The following is a 16,068-nucleotide window of genomic DNA, read 5'->3' on the forward strand; positions in this document are numbered from 1 at the left end:
GATATCGCAGACAGCCGGAGATGGCGGAATTTCTATGCTTGACCTTGCGATTGTTGGTGGCGGCCCGGGCGGCCTGATGAGCGCCTGGTATCTGCGGCGGAAGCTCGGTGATCTCTGCAAGGTGACGATCTTCGAAGCATCCGACCGGCTCGGCGGCAAGATCGTCACGCGCAAGTTCGACACGGCGCCCGCGATGTACGAAGCCGGTGTCGCCGAGATCTACGACTACTCGATGACCGGCCCCGATCCGCTGCGCGAGCTGATCCAGCATTTCGGCCTGCAGACGATTCCGATGGACGCGATGCAGGTGCAGCTCGACGGCGAACTGCTCGACGACGTGCCGGGCCTGCGCCGCAAATACGGGCCGAAGACGGCGGCGGCCGTCGAGGCGTTCCGCAAGCGTTGCACCGAGGTGATTTCGCCCGTCGAGTATTACGAGGGCGTTGGCGCGCACGACAACGAGCACCCCTGGGCCTACAAGACCTGCGAGGAGCTACTCGACGAGGAGGTTGAGGACCCCACCGCCAAGCGCTTCTTCAAGGTGATGGCGCGTTCCGATCTCGCGACCGAGGCCCACAATACCAACGGCCTCAACGCGCTCAAGAACTTCGTGATGGATATCGACGACTACATCGGGCTTTATTCCATCCAGAACGGCAATGAGCAGCTGATCGAGTGCCTGCGCTCGGAGGTCGACGCCGACATCCAGCTCAACCACCGTGTGCTGCGCATCGGCAAGACCGAGCAGGGCCGCTACCGCCTCAACATGATGAATGGCAAGGGCCCGGAGACGCGCGAGTTCGATCTCGTGCTGGTGTGCTTGCCGCATTCCTGGCTGTCGACGGTGGGCTGGGAGGGCGAGAAGCTGCGCCGCTCGATGGTCAAGCACATCGCCTATTTCGATCGTCCGGCGCACTATCTGCGCGTCTCGATCCTGTTCGATTCCCCGTTCTGGGGCGACAAGATCCCGGGCTCCTGGTTCATGTCGGAGGCCTTCGGCGGCTGCTGCATCTACAACGAGGGCTCGCGCCACGACGTCGGCAAGCACGGCGTGCTGAACTGGCTGATCGCCGGTTCCGACGCGCTCGCCTTCGCCAATCTCTCCGACCAGGAGCTGATCGACGCCGCGCTCAAGTCCCTGCCGGCCGCGCTCGGCGATTGCAGGGCGCATTTCATGGAGGGCAAGATCCACCGCTGGCTGTCGTCGGTCAACGCCTTGCCCGGCGGCCTGCCGGTGCGCGATGTCATGACCAACCATCGCCCCGAGCCGAAGGAGCATCCGGGGATCGTGGTGGTCGGCGACTATCTGTTCGATTCGACGCTCAACGGCCTGCTCGATTCCTCGGATGCCGCGACCGACATCATCCTCACCGAGATGATGCGGTTGCGCCGCGTCAAGTCGCAGGCGGAGACGCCGCTGTCGGACAAGATCGATCGCGACTATTTCGATAATTATCGCGGGCAGGGGCCGTACAGCGAAGCCTGGTCGCAGTTCACCGACCCGGACTATCTGCTCGGTCTGATCAAGATCGTCTGGAACAAGAGCAAGGGCAAAGGCTACAAGCTCTTGGTCGCGGGCTCCGCGAGCGGCGAGCTGGTCGGCGCGCTGCGCGAGCGCGGCATCGATGCCTGGGGCATCGAGAACAACCGCTACATCCATGGCAAGACGCCGAAGGCGCTGAAGAAGTACAACAAGCTCGGCTCGATCACCGACCTGCCGTTCAAGAAGGGCGAGTTCGACTTCGTGTTCGAGACCAGCCTGTGCCATCTCGGCGACAAGCAGGTCGCGCGCGCGATTCGCGAGCTCAACCGCGTGGTCAAGACGGGCCTGGTGTTCGGCTCGATCACCTCCGACATGGCGCCCGCGCTGGTCGACCGCTACGACCTGTTGCGCGGGGTGAAGAAGCTCGGCACCTGGTGGGAGTGGTCAGAGCTGTTCTTCGGCAACGGCTTCGATCTGGCGATGCACCGCCGCGACTGCACCGACGAGGTCTGGGCAGCGACGCTCGCCGCGAACAAGGGCCCGGGCCAGTGGTATGCCGACGCGGACAGCCTGCGCTACTCGTTCTTCGACAAGGTCGAGGACGAGGATTGAGGACGCTGGCCGCGGCGCCGTGCAGATGTTAAAGGCCTGACGCGCAAGGCTGGCGCTCTCGTCGGCCGCGCTGCTGCGGTTGGTTGCATGTCGCCCAAGAAACCAGAGTCCAAGTCGGGGTCGGGCCCGGCCTCCAAATCGGGCAAGAAGCGAGGTTCGAAATCCAGTTCGACCTCGGGGTCGCCCGGCGAGAGCGCGGACGATCGGATCGCCGGCGAACGAATCGCAGCGGCCGCGGGCGCCGCAGCCGAGATCGCGAAGCGCCTGTCCGGAACCGCCCCGTCGCCGCCAGCGCCAGAGGCTCCCCAAGCGCCGCAGGCCTCTCAAGCGCCGCAGGCCTCTCAAGCGCCGCAGGCCTCTCAAGCGCCGGAGACCCCGCTGGTCGCCGACCCGCCGCTGACATCCGAAGCGCCGCAGGCCTCCGAGCAGCCACAGGCCGCCAAAGTGCCGGAGGCGGCCAAACCGCAGCAAGCATCGAAGCCGGTGCAGGCCGTCAGGCCGCCGCAGGCAACCAAGCCGCCGCAGGCAAGCAAGCCGCCCCAGGCAGGCAAGCCCGTGCCGCCGCCCTCCGACGAAGACGACGAGGAGGACGACGAGGACGATCTCGACGACGACGATGATGACGAGGATCTCGTCGTCTATAGCGCCCGCGAGGCCGCCGGCGCGCTCGCGACGATCTATGGCTTCGTCTCGCCGCTGCTCGGCAAATACAAGAAGATGCTGGCCTTCGTCACGATCGGCGTGCTGATCGAGACGCTGTTCAACGTCATCATGCCGCTGAGCCTGAAGTTCCTGATCGACGACGCGCTCGGCGAGGAGGATTTCGAGGCGCTGTATCGGATCCTCGGCGTGCTCGCGGTCGCAGGCATCTTCACCTCGATCGTCGCGGTGCTCTACGAGCGCTGGGACGCGCGGCTGGCGGCCTGCGTCATCTCGGATGTCCGCACCCGGCTGTTCGACCATGTGCAGAACCTGCCGGCGGCCTATTTCCAGCGCACCAAGCGCGGCGAGATCCTGTCGCGCTTCTCGGTCGACATGTCGGCCTTCGAGGGCGTGATCAAGTCCTTCGCCAACAGCGCCGCGCTGCCGCTGCTCGAGCTCATCGCCGGCATCATCCTGATGCTGTTCCTCAACTGGCAGCTCGCCGCGATCGCGCTGCTGGTGTTCCCGATCACCCTGATCGGCCCGCGCATCCTGACGCCCAAGGCCGTGCAGGCCAATTACGAGCAGAAGCTCAACGAGGCCACGCTGCTCGGCGTGATCCAGGAGAACATCGCAGCCCAAGCGGTGATCAAGGCCTTCAGCTTGCACCGCAAGGTGTTCGGCTGGTTCTCCTTCCGTAACGACGAGGCACGGCGCAAGATCGCGGATGCGATGTTCCTCTCGACCATGGTCGAGCGCACTGTGACCATCGCGGTGCTGCTGCTGCATCTGGTCGTGCTCGCGCTCGGCGCCTATTTGGCGACCAAGGGCCAGATCACGGTCGGCACCTTCGTCACCTTCGAGAGCGCATTCTGGGAGGTGTCCTATAACATCGCCCACGTCATGCACTTCATCCCGGTGTCGATCTCGTCGGCCGCCGCGATCCGCCACATGCAGGAGCTGCTCGACGAGCCGACGCGCGGCGCCGACCGGCCCGGCGCGCCGGACCTGCCGCGCATCAGCCACGACATCACCTTCGAGCGCGTCAGCTTCCAATATGAGGGCAGCGAGACGCCGGTACTCGACAATCTCAGCCTCAAGCTCGATGTCGGCAAGCGCATCGCCATCGTCGGCCCGTCCGGCTCCGGCAAGAGCACGCTGCTCAATCTCATTCTGCGGCTCTACGTGCCGGACGAGGGCCGCGTTACCATCGACGGCGTCGACATCCGCAAGGTGACGCGCGATTCGCTCCGCGGCAGCATGGCGGTCGTGTTCCAGGAGAACATGCTGTTCAACATGTCGCTGCGGGAGAACATCCGGCTCGGCAAGGAAGGCGCAACGGACGAGGAAGTGGAGGAGGCGGCCAAGAAGGCCGAGATCCACCGCTACATCATGAGCCTGCCGCAGAAATACGACACCCTGGTCGGCGAGCGCGGCGACACGCTGTCCGGCGGCCAGCGCCAGCGCATCGCGATCGCCCGCGCCATCATCCGCAATCCTTCCGTGCTGCTGCTCGACGAGGCGACCTCGGCGCTCGACCAGACCACGGAAGCCGCGATCAACCGTACGCTGCTGAAGGTCGCCAAAGGTCGCACCATGATCTGGTCGACCCACCGCCTCACGTCAGTGGTCGAGATGGACGAGATCATCGTCATCTCCGGCGGCCGCGCGATCGAGCGCGGCAGCCACGCCGAGTTGCTCGCCAAGAACGGCACCTACCGCAAGCTATGGGACGACCAGGGTCACCAGCCGGGCCGGCAGGATCAGGTCGACGACGAAGACGATGATGACGATGACGAAGACGACCTCAAGGATGACGAGGACGACGACGAGGAAGAGGAATAGTCCGTAGCCCGCATGAGCGCAGCGACATGCGGGGCCTCATGGGCTGTGTGTGAGACCCCGGATATCGCTGCGCTCATCCGGGCTACGAGCGGTAGCCGCGACCGGGGCGCCGACCATCCGATGCCGCACGCCGCGGCCGAGCGACACCGCGAAGCGCGCCCAGCGTTGCGCTAGCCAATACGGGCCTGTGCCGACCGACACCTCGCGGAATTGCCAAGCCTTCTGCAGCGACCAGGCATCGCAGGCGGTCTTGACCGGGTCATCGTAATAGGTCGCGATCTTGGCTTCGCTCATGCCGTGGGTGGCCAGCCAACGCGGGATGTGGACGTTGCACAGCCGCTCGACGTCGGTGAAGACCTTGTCGGAGCCGGTGCCGGTGACCGGGCAGGTGGTGCAGAAGGCATCGCCGACCAGAACCACGCCGGGCATTCTGTAGCCGCTGTTTACAATGAGGTCGGCCGGCCGGACCTTGACCTCACCGCTGACGGCGGTCTCGCCGGTGATCCGCTTGAGGCCGGGCAGGGCAGCCGCGAGCGTCTCAGCTGGATGGTGCCGGACCGCCCGCAGCCAGGGATCGTCGACCTCGCGGTAGGCGAACAGATTCGCCCGCATGCGGGCGCCGATCGGGAACAGGGTGATGTAGGGCACGCGGGCGCCGGCGCGCTCCTGGAAATAGGTCATGGCAGGGAACGGGAACGCAGCGCTGCCGACCGGCTCCAGGTCGAAACCGACCGAGATTGAATGGGCAGGGCTGGTGATGGTGCGAGTGATTCCCAGCTGATGCCGCAGGCCGACGTTCAGGCCATTGGAGAGCACGACCAGCCGGGCCGAGATCGTCTCGCCGTTGGAGAGAACGACGGACTGTCGGTCCTCGCCGGGGGTGATCGCGGTGGCCTTGGCCGCGATTTTCAGGACTGGAGAGGGGATCTCCTCGCGAACGGCCGCGACCAGCGCATCGTAGAGAATGCCGTATTGATGGACCGGCGCCCGATCGAGCACATAGCCGAATCGGGCGATCCAGTTCTCGGCCGCCAAGGTCGCCCGGTGCAGCGCCTTGTCGGCCACCCCGGTGCAGCGGAAGCGCGCGATCTGCTCCGCGCCCGAGATCTTCTCGATTCGGAAATCCGGCGGATAAACCACGTGCGGATCGACCAGAATCGCCGCGATGCCGGCGCGCCCGAGCATGGCCGCCGTGATCGAGCCGGCCAGCCCGCCGCCGATGATCGCGATGTCGGTATAGTGGGGCATGTGACGCCTCGTCGAAGCGCCATCCTTGGCTCCGAAAGCCGAACAAAGCCTTAGCCGCGATGTTTCAGATTGTTGCGGAGGGTGAACCGAAAATCGGAGGCGCCGTGGTCCGTAGAGCTTGTGAGCCAATTTGAGTTCAGGGCTGAGTTTGCGACGAGGGGGCTGTCGCCGCGGGATAGCCGTTGTGGGCGGCTCTGTGCGGCGGATTGTCCCGGAGGATCCCTCGGATGCCGCTCCCGGCGACTATGATGCTGCTTTTTGACAGGCGATGAGGTGCAATCCTTGCAGAAGGTTGTTGGTGAACGCGTACCAGCTCACGACGGCGCGAACCTTGTCGATGCCGCGTACCGTCACTTGCCGGAGGTCCCAGTTGCGCCAGCGGGCGTGGATGCATTCGCACAGCGAGCGGAGCTGATACTGAGCCTTGCCGGCTTCGCTCGCCATGCGCGCTCGCCAGGCCGCCACACCAGGGCCATCGGTATCTCGGGGCAGATAAGGATCAACACCGCTTTTTTGCGAGCGCGGCGGACAGTAGATCTCGATGTTCTGGCCATGCGCCCATTCGATGTCGTCGCCACGGCAGTATCCGCCATCGACGAGGTAGCGCCTGGGCAGGCGTTGCAGCTTGTCGCGCAGCCGCTCCAGCATCGGTCGCATCAGGCCGCCGTCTGATCCGTTGTTGTCGATGTCGATTGCGACCACGATCATCGCAGCTGCAGCGCTGACGACCTGCACGTTGTAGGCGGGACGGAAGCCGGCATCGGCCATCTTCATCCGCCGCGCCTGCGGATCGGTGGTGGAGGCCCGAGGCTCCTTCGGCTTCTTGCCGTTACCGCCTTTTTCCTCGAGCTTCTGGCGCTTGCGCTTGATCTCCTCCAGCGCCGCCTGCGCCGCTTCGACCTTCTGTTTATGCTCGCGTGCGGCGCGCTCACGCGCCGCGCGGATGCGCCGGTTGCTGGCTTCTGGATCTGCATCGACTTCCCGCTTGAGCTCTTCCACCACCTCCGTTGCTTCCGCCAGCTTCTGCTGCAGCCTCGCTTCGCGCCGGAACGAGCTGGCCCCCGCATTGGCGCGGATCCGCACCCCGTCCTGTGCCAGCGTATCGAGATCGACCAGCCCGGCCTCGCTCAACGCCGCCAGATGTTCGCTCATCAGGCGGTCGAGCACATCGGCACAGCCGACGCGGAAGTCCGATAGCGTGTGATAGTTCAGCGATACCCCGCCACACAGCCAGCGATAGGCATCATGGCTCTCGCACAGGCGATCCAGCGCCCGAGCACTGCCGACGCCGTCGCTGGTGGCATAGAGCCAGAGCGCCAGCAAAAGGCGTGGCGACGGTGCCGGATGACCAGGCCTGTTCTCCCGCGCCTTCACTCGGTCTTCCAACTCGCTCAGGTCGAGCGTCTCGACATAGGTCCAGATCATCCGCGCCGGATGATCCTGCCCGATCAGGCTGTCGATATCGACCGCGCGCAGCTCGACCTGGTTGCGCTCCGGAACCCGCAGACGAGGCGCACCCTTCGGAAGCTCCCGCGCTTTGGGACCCGACTGCTCCGGCAATCCATCGAAAAGCTCGTCCTTAGCCATCATGACCTCCAGCAAACCGCTCCGCTCAGAGAATCATAGTCAGCGAGAATAGGCATCGAAAGATTCACAGCCTCGTAGAGTGGGCAAAGGCGCCGACCCGCTGCATCCTCGGCCCGTGACGGTGATGGCGCCGTGCCCACCGTCGGGCGGGAAGCTCCGTGGTGAGACGGTGGGCGCGCTGCCGCCTCCGGCGGCCACTTTGTCCACCCTACGACCTCGCAATCTCCAACATCGTCAGAGACTTGACCGGCCGACTTGAATGAATAGGTAAGCTCATCCGGTCTTGGAGGCCTCGCGCCGGTCTATCGGAGCCGGCAGCGACATAGAAACGGCTGGTTTGCGCGTCCTGCGGCGTCGTTTTGCTTGACTTGGGGTTTTACCACTTATAAAAGGCCGGCACTCAACGACAGGCGGTGAGCTTCGCCAGCGTCGGTACGGATCACCCGGACCGCCCGAACAGGGCACGATGGGCACCAACCTCGACGAATGCCGCTCAAACGCTGTCGATCATAGCTAGGCAATGCCAGAACGATTTTAGATCTCTCGAGCTCGTTCTCTTGAGACCAATTTCGGATGCATGACCTCGGTAGGCCGCCTCGAGCGCAAGCGAGAGGAGGGTGATCGCGGTCCTCTGTGGCGTCAAGCGCTTTCCGTTCAGCGATGAACGGTTGGCGCGATTTCGTTTTGCGCGGATTTTCGTCGCGCTGGGCGGCCCGGTGAGGCGGGGAACCTCGAACAGAATTTGCGGAAGCCGGTGACGGTTTTCGTGTGAACGTTGAGAAGGGTGAAGGCCAAGATGCCGACGATCAACCAGCTGATCGCAAATCCGCGCGAAGTGCAGAAGTCGCGCAAGAAGGTGCCGGCGCTGCAGCAGTCGCCGCAGAAGCGGGGCGTTTGCACGCGCGTCTACACCACGACCCCGAAGAAGCCGAACTCGGCGCTTCGTAAGGTCGCCAAGGTGCGCCTGACCAACGGCTTCGAGGTGATCGGATACATCCCGGGTGAAGGCCATAACCTGCAGGAGCACTCGGTGGTCATGATCCGCGGCGGCCGCGTCAAGGACTTGCCGGGCGTGCGCTACCACATCCTCCGCGGCGTGCTGGATACCCAGGGCGTCAAGAACCGTAAGCAGCGTCGTTCGAAGTACGGCGCGAAGCGGCCCAAGTAAGTCGCTTAGGTAAGACGTTCGAGATAAAGCGGGAACAGATCATATGTCGCGTCGCCATTCAGCCGAAAAGCGTGAAGTGCTTCCGGATCCGAAGTTCGGGAACATCATCGTCACCAAGTTCATGAACTCGGTGATGTACGCCGGCAAGAAGTCGGTCGCCGAAGGAATCGTCTACGGCGCGTTCGGCATCATCGAAGCGAAGACCAAGCAGAGCCCGCTGACGGTGTTCGAGCAGGCGCTCGAGAACGTCATGCCGACCATCGAAGTGCGCTCGCGCCGCGTCGGTGGTGCGACCTACCAGGTGCCGGTCGAGGTCCGCTCGACCCGCCGCCAGGCGCTGGGCATCCGCTGGCTGATCTCGGCGGCCCGCGACCGCAACGAGAAGACCATGACCGAGCGGCTTTCTGCGGAGCTGCTCGATGCCTCGAACAACCGGGGTAACGCCGTGAAGAAGCGTGAAGACGTGCACCGGATGGCGGAAGCCAACCGCGCCTTCTCGCACTACCGCTGGTAACAGCGGCCCGAACGGAAATCAGGGAACAGATCCATGCCCCGCCAACACGCCATCGAAGACTATCGTAACTTCGGTATCATGGCGCATATCGACGCCGGTAAGACGACGACGACCGAGCGCATCCTGTATTACACCGGCAAGAGCCACAAGATCGGCGAAGTGCACGAAGGTGCCGCGACGATGGACTGGATGGAGCAGGAGCAGGAGCGTGGCATCACGATCACTTCGGCTGCCACCACCGCGTTCTGGAACGGCAAGCGCCTGAACATCATCGACACTCCCGGCCACGTCGACTTCACCATTGAGGTCGAGCGTTCGCTCCGCGTGCTCGACGGCGCCGTTTGCGTGCTCGATTCCAACCAGGGCGTTGAGCCGCAGACCGAGACCGTCTGGCGCCAGGGCGACAAGTACAAGGTGCCGCGGATCGTCTTCGCGAACAAGATGGACAAGACCGGCGCCGACTTCTTCAAGTGCCTGTCCGACATCGTCGACCGCCTGGGCGCGAAGCCGGTGGCCATCCAGCTGCCGATCGGCGCCGAGAACAACTTCAAGGGCTGCATCGATCTCGTGACCATGAAGGCGATCGTCTGGAACGACGAGTCGCTCGGCGCTAAGTTCGATCATGTCGAGATCCCGGCTGAGCTGGCCGACCAGGCCAAGGAATATCGCGAGAAGCTGGTGGAAGCCGCCGTCGAGCTCGACGACGACGCGCTGACCGCGTTCCTGGACGGCAAGGAGCCGGACGAGGCGACGCTGAAGCAGCTGATCCGCAAGGCCGTGCTGACCGGCGCGTTCTATCCCGTCCTGTGCGGCTCGGCCTTCAAGAACAAGGGCGTGCAGCCCTTGCTCGACGCTGTCGTCGACTATCTGCCGTCGCCGCTCGACGTGCCCGCGATCAAGGGCACCGACGACCGCGGCAACGAGGTCGTGCGCAAGGCGGACGACAAGGAGCCGCTGTCGCTGCTGGCGTTCAAGATCATGGACGACCCGTTCGTCGGCACCATCACCTTCTGCCGCATCTATTCGGGCATCCTGACCTCGGGCACCGGCGTCGTGAACTCGACCCGCGAGAAGAAGGAGCGCATCGGCCGCATGCTGCTGATGCACGCGAACAACCGCGAGGACATCAAGGAAGCCTATGCGGGCGACATCGTCGCTCTTGCCGGCCTCAAGGAAGCCCGCACCGGCGACACGCTCTGCGATCCCAACAACCAGGTGATCCTGGAAAAGATGGAATTCCCGGAGCCGGTCATCGAGATCGCGATCGAGCCGAAGTCGAAGGCCGACCAGGAGAAGCTGGGCATCGCTTTGGCGAAGCTCGCCGCGGAGGATCCGTCCTTCCGCGTGTCGACCGATCACGAGTCGGGCCAGACCATCCTCAAGGGCATGGGCGAGCTCCATCTCGACATCAAGGTCGACATCCTGAAGCGCACCTACAAGGTCGATGCGAATATCGGCGCGCCGCAGGTGGCGTTCCGTGAGCGCATCACCAAGCCGGCCAATGTTGACTACACCCACAAGAAGCAGACCGGCGGCACCGGCCAGTTCGCGGCCGTCAGCCTCGTGGTCGAGCCGAACGAGCCGGGTGGCGGCTACGTGTTCGAGTCCAAGATCGTCGGCGGTGCGGTTCCGAAGGAATACATCCCGGGCGTCGAAAAGGGCATCGAGAGCGTGCTCGGCGCGGGCGTGGTCGCGGGCTTCCCGGTGGTCGACGTCAAGGTGGCGCTGGTCGACGGCAAGTATCACGACGTCGACTCGTCGGCACTGGCCTTCGAAATCGCCTCCCGCGCGGCTTTCCGCGAAGCGCTGCAGAAGGGCAAGTCGGTTCTGCTCGAGCCGATCATGAAGGTCGAGGTCGTGACCCCGGAAGACTACACCGGTTCGGTGATCGGCGACCTGAACTCGCGTCGTGGCCAGATCCAGGGCCAGGACATGCGCGGCAACGCCAACGTCATCAACGCGATGGTGCCGCTCATGAACATGTTCGGTTACGTGAACAATCTGCGCTCGATGAGCCAGGGTCGCGCGACCTTCACGATGCAGTTCTCGCACTACGCTGAAGCGCCGGCCAACGTGTCGGCTGAAGTCCAGAAGAAGTTTGCCTGATTGTCGTTAGCTCAAGTTAGCGACTGAACGGAGAGTCAAATGGCCAAAGCTAAGTTTGAACGTAACAAGCCCCACTGCAACATCGGCACCATCGGTCACGTCGACCATGGCAAGACGTCGCTGACGGCTGCCATCACCAAGATCCTGGCCGAGACGGGCGGTGCGACGTTCACTGCCTACGACCAGATCGACAAGGCGCCCGAAGAGAAGGCCCGCGGCATCACCATCTCGACCGCCCACGTCGAGTACGAGACGCAGAACCGCCACTACGCGCACGTCGACTGCCCCGGCCACGCCGACTACGTGAAGAACATGATCACCGGCGCCGCCCAGATGGACGGCGCGATCCTGGTCGTGTCGGCTGCCGACGGCCCGATGCCGCAGACCCGCGAGCACATCCTGCTCGCCCGCCAGGTCGGTGTTCCCGCGCTGGTCGTGTTCCTGAACAAGTGCGACATGGTCGACGATCCGGAGCTGCTCGAGCTGGTCGAGCTCGAGGTTCGCGAGCTGCTCTCGAAGTATGAATTCCCGGGCGACAAGATCCCGATCATCAAGGGCTCGGCGCTCGCCGCTCTCGAAGATTCGGACAAGAAGCTCGGCCACGACGCCATCCTCGAGCTGATGCGCAATGTCGACGAGTACATTCCGCAGCCGGAGCGTCCGATCGACCAGCCCTTCCTGATGCCGGTCGAAGACGTGTTCTCGATCTCGGGCCGCGGCACCGTGGTGACCGGTCGTGTCGAGCGCGGCGTGATCAAGGTCGGTGAGGAAATCGAGATCGTCGGCATCCGTCCGACCCAGAAGACCACCGTCACCGGCGTCGAAATGTTCCGCAAGCTGCTCGATCAGGGCCAGGCTGGCGACAACATCGGTGCGCTGCTCCGCGGCACCAAGCGTGAGGACGTCGAGCGCGGCCAGGTTCTCTGCAAGCCGGGTTCGGTCAAGCCGCACACCAAGTTCAAGGCCGAGGCGTACATCCTCACCAAGGAAGAGGGCGGCCGTCACACTCCGTTCTTCACCAACTATCGTCCGCAGTTCTACTTCCGCACGACCGACGTGACCGGCGTCGTTCACCTGCCGGAAGGGACCGAGATGGTGATGCCGGGCGACAACATCGCGATGGAAGTGCACCTGATCGTGCCGATCGCGATGGAAGAGAAGCTGCGCTTCGCCATCCGTGAAGGCGGCCGCACCGTCGGCGCCGGCGTCGTCGCCTCGATCATCGAGTAACAACACGAATAGGGAATGGCGGGTGGCGAATGGTGATCCATTCGCCGTTCGCTACTCGCCACTCACTACTCACAGAAAGATACGGCAATGAACGGCCAAAATATCCGCATCCGTCTCAAGGCGTTCGACCATCGCATCCTCGATACGTCGACGCGCGAGATCGTCAACACGGCGAAACGGACCGGCGCGCAGGTTCGCGGACCCATTCCGCTGCCGACCCGCATCGAGAAGTTCACCGTCAACCGTTCGCCGCACGTCGACAAGAAGAGCCGCGAGCAGTTCGAGATGCGCACCCACAAGCGTCTCCTCGACATCGTCGATCCGACCCCGCAGACCGTCGATGCTCTCATGAAGCTCGACCTGGCCGCCGGCGTCGACGTCGAGATCAAGCTCTAAGTTTTTGGATTCACGTCCGCCTCATCGCGGACATAGAGAAGAACAGGAAGCACGCCGATGCGCTCCGGAGTGATCGCACAAAAGGTCGGGATGACGCGGGTCTTCACGGAGACCGGCGAACATATCCCCGTGACCGTGCTGAAGCTCGGCAATTGCCAGGTGGTCGGTCACCGCACCACCGAGAAGAACGGCTACGTCGCGCTGCAGCTCGGCAGCGGCAGCCGCAAGACGGTCTACATGCCGAAGGCGGAGCGCGGCCAGTTCGCGGTCGCCAAGGTCGAGCCGAAGCGCAAGCTCGCCGAATTCCGCGTCAGCGAGGATTCGCTGATCCCGGTCGGCGCCGAGATCCAGGCCGACCATTTCGTCGTCGGCCAGTTCGTCGACGTCACCGGCACCTCGGTCGGCAAGGGTTTCGCCGGCGGCATGAAGCGCTGGAACTTCGGCGGTCTGCGCGCCACGCACGGTGTGTCGATCTCGCACCGTTCGATCGGTTCGACCGGTGGTCGCCAGGACCCCGGCAAGACCTGGAAGAACAAGAAGATGCCTGGTCACATGGGTGTCGACCGCATCACCACGCTGAACCTGCGTGTGGTGCAGACGGACGTCGAGCGCGGCCTGATCCTGGTCGAAGGCGCGGTGCCCGGCTCCAAGGGTGGCTGGATCTCGGTGCGCGACGCCGTGAAGAAGCCGCTGCCGAAGGAAGCGCCGAAGCCCGGCAAGTTCAAGGTCGCGGGTGAGCAGGCTGCCGAAGCGCCGGCCATGCAGGAGGGCGCATAAATGGAACTGAAAGTCACCACGCTCGAGGGCAAGGAAGCCGGCTCCGTCCAGCTGTCCGACGCCATCTTCGGCCTGGAGCCGCGCGCCGACATCATCCAGCGCTGCGTCCAGTGGCAGCTCAACAAGCGCCAGGCCGGCACCCACAAGGCCAAGGGCCGCGCCGAGATCTGGCGCACCGGCAAGAAGATGTACAAGCAGAAGGGCACCGGCGGTGCTCGTCACGGCTCGGCCCGCGTACCGCAGTTCCGTGGCGGCGGCCGCGCCTTCGGTCCGGTCGTTCGCTCGCATGCGACCGACCTGCCGAAGAAGGTCCGTGCGCTCGCTCTGAAGCATGCGCTGTCGGCCAAGGCCAAGGACGGTGATCTGGTCGTGCTGGAGAACGCCACCCTCGAGGCGGCGAAGACCAAGGCGCTGATCGGCCACTTCTCCGGTCTCGGCCTGACCAATGCGCTGATCATCGACGGCGCCGAGCTGCACAACGGCTTTGCCGCTGCGGCCCGCAACATCCCGAACCTGGACGTGCTGCCGATCCAGGGCATCAACGTCTACGACATTCTCCGCCGGCAGAAGCTCGTTCTGACCAAGGCGGCGATCGATGCGCTGGAGGCGCGCTTCAAATGAAGACCATCGATCCGCGCCACTACGACATCATCATCGCGCCGGTCGTGACCGAGAAGGCGACCTTTGCCTCCGAGCAGAACAAGGTTCTGTTCAAGGTGGCCGCCAAGGCGTCCAAGCCGCAGATCAAGGAAGCGATCGAGAAGCTGTTCGACGTCAAGGTCCGGAGCGTGAATACGCTCGTCCGCAAGGGCAAGACCAAGGTGTTCCGCGGCAATTTCGGTTCGCAATCGGACAGCAAGCGCGCGATCGTGACCCTCGAAGAGGGCCACCGCATCGACGTGACCACCGGACTGTAAGGCTGAGCTGCCATGGCACTGAAGACATTCAATCCCACGACGCCCGGCCAGCGCCAGCTGGTGATGGTCGATCGTTCGGCCCTGTACAAGGGCAAGCCGGTCAAGGCACTGACCGAAGGCAAGCAGTCGAGCGGCGGCCGCAACAACACCGGCCGCATCACGGTTCGCTTCCTCGGCGGCGGCCACAAGCAGTCGTACCGCACGGTCGACTTCAAGCGCGACAAGGTCGACGTTCCCGCGACCGTCGAGCGCCTGGAGTATGATCCGAACCGCACGGCGTTCATCGCGCTGGTCAAGTACCAGGACGGCGAGCTTGCCTACATCCTGGCGCCGCAGCGCCTGGCGGTCGGCGATACCATCGTCGCCGGCAACTATGTCGACGTGAAGCCGGGCAACGTCATGCCGCTCGGCAACATGCCGGTCGGCACGATCGTGCACAACATCGAGGTCAAGATCGGGAAGGGCGGTCAGCTGGCGCGTTCGGCCGGCACCTATGCTCAGCTCGTCGGCCGTGACCACGACTACGTCATCGTCCGCCTGAACTCGGGCGAGCAGCGCCTGGTGCATGGCCGTTGCCGTGGCACGATCGGTGCGGTGTCGAACCCGGACCACATGAACACCTCGATCGGCAAGGCCGGCCGCAAGCGTTGGATGGGCCGCCGCCCGCACAACCGCGGCGTCGCGATGAACCCGATCGACCATCCGCACGGCGGCGGCGAAGGCCGTACCTCGGGCGGTCGTCACCCGGTCACTCCGTGGGGCAAGCCCACCAAGGGCAAGAAGACCCGCACCAACAAGTCGACCGACAAATTCATTCTCCTCAGCCGCCACAAGCGGAAGAAGTAAGGAACGACGGACATGGTTCGTTCAGTCTGGAAAGGCCCGTTCGTCGAGGCGTCGCTGCTCAAGAAGGCAGATGCGGCGCGCGCGTCCGGCCGTCACGACGTCATCAAGATCTGGAGCCGCCGCTCGACCATCCTGCCGCAGTTCGTCGGCCTGACGTTCGGCGTCTACAACGGCCAGAAGCACGTGCCGGTCGCGGTCAACGAGGAAATGGTTGGCCACAAGTTCGGCGAGTTCTCGCCGACCCGCACCTTCCACGGCCATTCGGGCGATAAGAAAGCCAAGAAGGCTTGAGGATTAAGCGATGAGCAAACCAAAGCGCGAACGGAGCCTCCCCGACAACGAGGCCAAGGCTGTGGCCCGGATGCTTCGGGTGAGCCCGCAGAAGCTGAACCTGGTGGCGCAGATGATCCGCGGCCGCAAGGCGTCGGCAGCCCTCGCCGACCTGCAGTTCTCGCGCAAGCGGATTGCGGTCGACGTCAAGAAGTGCCTGGAATCGGCGATCGCCAACGCCGAGAACAACCACGAGCTCGAGGTCGACGATCTCGTCGTCTCGCAGGCTTTCGTCGGCAAGGGAATCGTGATGAAGCGTTTCTCGCCGCGCGGCCGCGGCCGTTCGGGCCGAGTTTTCAAACCGTTTTCGCAGCTGACGATCATTGTTCGTCAGGTCGAGGCGAGCGCGTAAAGTCGGGCGCTGGGA

15 protein-coding genes are annotated in these 16,068 nt (G+C 64.2%); 13 read left to right on the top strand and 2 right to left on the bottom strand.

All coding sequences use genetic code 11. The annotated features are described in order from the left end of the window. Positions 1–34 precede the first annotated feature (34 nt). On the top strand, positions 35–2,095 hold the full coding sequence (locus BRADO_RS14320; protein WP_011926047.1) for an FAD-dependent oxidoreductase: 2,061 nt from the start codon (positions 35–37) through the stop codon (positions 2,093–2,095). An 87-nt stretch (positions 2,096–2,182) separates the two neighbouring features. Next, positions 2,183–4,582, top strand: coding sequence for an ABC transporter ATP-binding protein (locus tag BRADO_RS14325; RefSeq protein WP_011926048.1), 2,400 nt, complete (start codon positions 2,183–2,185; stop codon positions 4,580–4,582). A 36-nt stretch (positions 4,583–4,618) separates the two neighbouring features. Here the strand turns inward: BRADO_RS14325 and BRADO_RS14330 are convergent, their stop codons facing one another. Both BRADO_RS14330 and BRADO_RS14335 read right to left on the bottom strand, forming a co-directional pair. Next, on the bottom strand, positions 4,619–5,830 hold the full coding sequence (locus tag BRADO_RS14330) for an NAD(P)/FAD-dependent oxidoreductase (protein WP_011926049.1): 1,212 nt from the start codon (positions 5,828–5,830) through the stop codon (positions 4,619–4,621). A 243-nt stretch (positions 5,831–6,073) separates the two neighbouring features. Then, positions 6,074–7,420, bottom strand: a complete 1,347-nt coding sequence (locus tag BRADO_RS14335; protein ID WP_050781079.1) for an IS1182-like element ISBrsp2 family transposase — start codon at positions 7,418–7,420, stop codon at positions 6,074–6,076. Positions 7,421–8,213: 793 nt separating this feature from the next. Here BRADO_RS14335 and rpsL point away from each other — a divergent pair. The 11 genes from rpsL to rplV all read left to right on the top strand — a co-directional run bounded on the left by rpsL (position 8,214) and on the right by rplV (position 16,053). After that, a complete protein-coding gene (gene rpsL / locus BRADO_RS14340) occupies positions 8,214–8,585 on the top strand; it encodes a 30S ribosomal protein S12 (protein ID WP_006611834.1) in 372 nt (123 codons plus the stop codon). 43 nt (positions 8,586–8,628) lie between these two features. Next, entirely contained in the window at positions 8,629–9,099 is a 471-nt protein-coding gene (rpsG, locus tag BRADO_RS14345) for a 30S ribosomal protein S7 (protein ID WP_006611835.1), read from the top strand. A 33-nt stretch (positions 9,100–9,132) separates the two neighbouring features. Continuing rightward, positions 9,133–11,205, top strand: coding sequence for an elongation factor G (gene fusA / locus BRADO_RS14350; protein ID WP_011926050.1), 2,073 nt, complete (start codon positions 9,133–9,135; stop codon positions 11,203–11,205). Between the two features lie 39 nt (positions 11,206–11,244). Beyond that, positions 11,245–12,435 (top strand): elongation factor Tu, encoded by a 1,191-nt coding sequence (gene tuf, locus BRADO_RS14355; RefSeq protein ID WP_008963462.1) that lies wholly within the window; start codon positions 11,245–11,247, stop codon positions 12,433–12,435. An 87-nt stretch (positions 12,436–12,522) separates the two neighbouring features. Then, positions 12,523–12,831, top strand: a complete 309-nt coding sequence (gene rpsJ / locus BRADO_RS14360) for a 30S ribosomal protein S10 (protein ID WP_002712302.1) — start codon at positions 12,523–12,525, stop codon at positions 12,829–12,831. Between the two features lie 57 nt (positions 12,832–12,888). After that, positions 12,889–13,608, top strand: a complete 720-nt coding sequence (gene rplC, locus BRADO_RS14365) for a 50S ribosomal protein L3 (protein WP_011926051.1) — start codon at positions 12,889–12,891, stop codon at positions 13,606–13,608. Next, on the top strand, positions 13,609–14,229 hold the full coding sequence (gene rplD, locus BRADO_RS14370) for a 50S ribosomal protein L4 (RefSeq protein ID WP_006611839.1): 621 nt from the start codon (positions 13,609–13,611) through the stop codon (positions 14,227–14,229). It abuts the gene before it with no gap. Then, entirely contained in the window at positions 14,226–14,525 is a 300-nt protein-coding gene (locus tag BRADO_RS14375) for a 50S ribosomal protein L23 (RefSeq protein WP_011926052.1), read from the top strand. The genes rplD and BRADO_RS14375 overlap by 4 nt, the downstream gene beginning before the upstream one ends. A 12-nt stretch (positions 14,526–14,537) precedes the next feature. Then, positions 14,538–15,371 carry a 50S ribosomal protein L2 gene (gene rplB, locus BRADO_RS14380; protein ID WP_011926053.1) on the top strand — a complete coding sequence of 278 codons (834 nt, stop codon included), beginning with the start codon at positions 14,538–14,540 and terminating at the stop codon, positions 15,369–15,371. A gap of 12 nt (positions 15,372–15,383) precedes the next feature. After that, positions 15,384–15,662 carry a 30S ribosomal protein S19 gene (gene rpsS / locus BRADO_RS14385; RefSeq protein WP_008963465.1) on the top strand — a complete coding sequence of 93 codons (279 nt, stop codon included), beginning with the start codon at positions 15,384–15,386 and terminating at the stop codon, positions 15,660–15,662. A gap of 10 nt (positions 15,663–15,672) precedes the next feature. Next, a complete protein-coding gene (gene rplV, locus BRADO_RS14390; protein ID WP_006611843.1) occupies positions 15,673–16,053 on the top strand; it encodes a 50S ribosomal protein L22 in 381 nt (126 codons plus the stop codon). Positions 16,054–16,068: the final 15 nt, after the last annotated feature.

The sequence above is a fragment of the Bradyrhizobium sp. ORS 278 genome (assembly GCF_000026145.1).
Taxonomy (GTDB): Bacteria; Pseudomonadota; Alphaproteobacteria; order Rhizobiales; family Xanthobacteraceae; genus Bradyrhizobium.

Bases quoted from the DNA above. Each gene is read 5' to 3' on its own strand.
- rpsG (WP_006611835.1), top strand. From the start codon at position 8,629: ATGTCGCGTCGCCATTCAGCCGAAAAGCGTGAAGTGCTTCCGGATCCG.
- tuf (WP_008963462.1), top strand. From the start codon at position 11,245: ATGGCCAAAGCTAAGTTTGAACGTAACAAGCCCCACTGCAACATCGGC.
- BRADO_RS14320 (WP_011926047.1), top strand. From the start codon at position 35: ATGCTTGACCTTGCGATTGTTGGTGGCGGCCCGGGCGGCCTGATGAGC.
- BRADO_RS14375 (WP_011926052.1), top strand. From the start codon at position 14,226: ATGAAGACCATCGATCCGCGCCACTACGACATCATCATCGCGCCGGTC.
- BRADO_RS14325 (WP_011926048.1), top strand. From the start codon at position 2,183: ATGTCGCCCAAGAAACCAGAGTCCAAGTCGGGGTCGGGCCCGGCCTCC.
- rplC (WP_011926051.1), top strand. From the start codon at position 12,889: ATGCGCTCCGGAGTGATCGCACAAAAGGTCGGGATGACGCGGGTCTTC.
- BRADO_RS14330 (WP_011926049.1), bottom strand. From the start codon at position 5,830: ATGCCCCACTATACCGACATCGCGATCATCGGCGGCGGGCTGGCCGGC.
- rpsL (WP_006611834.1), top strand. From the start codon at position 8,214: ATGCCGACGATCAACCAGCTGATCGCAAATCCGCGCGAAGTGCAGAAG.
- rplD (WP_006611839.1), top strand. From the start codon at position 13,609: ATGGAACTGAAAGTCACCACGCTCGAGGGCAAGGAAGCCGGCTCCGTC.
- rplV (WP_006611843.1), top strand. From the start codon at position 15,673: ATGAGCAAACCAAAGCGCGAACGGAGCCTCCCCGACAACGAGGCCAAG.
- rpsS (WP_008963465.1), top strand. From the start codon at position 15,384: ATGGTTCGTTCAGTCTGGAAAGGCCCGTTCGTCGAGGCGTCGCTGCTC.
- rplB (WP_011926053.1), top strand. From the start codon at position 14,538: ATGGCACTGAAGACATTCAATCCCACGACGCCCGGCCAGCGCCAGCTG.
- rpsJ (WP_002712302.1), top strand. From the start codon at position 12,523: ATGAACGGCCAAAATATCCGCATCCGTCTCAAGGCGTTCGACCATCGC.
- BRADO_RS14335 (WP_050781079.1), bottom strand. From the start codon at position 7,420: ATGATGGCTAAGGACGAGCTTTTCGATGGATTGCCGGAGCAGTCGGGT.
- fusA (WP_011926050.1), top strand. From the start codon at position 9,133: ATGCCCCGCCAACACGCCATCGAAGACTATCGTAACTTCGGTATCATG.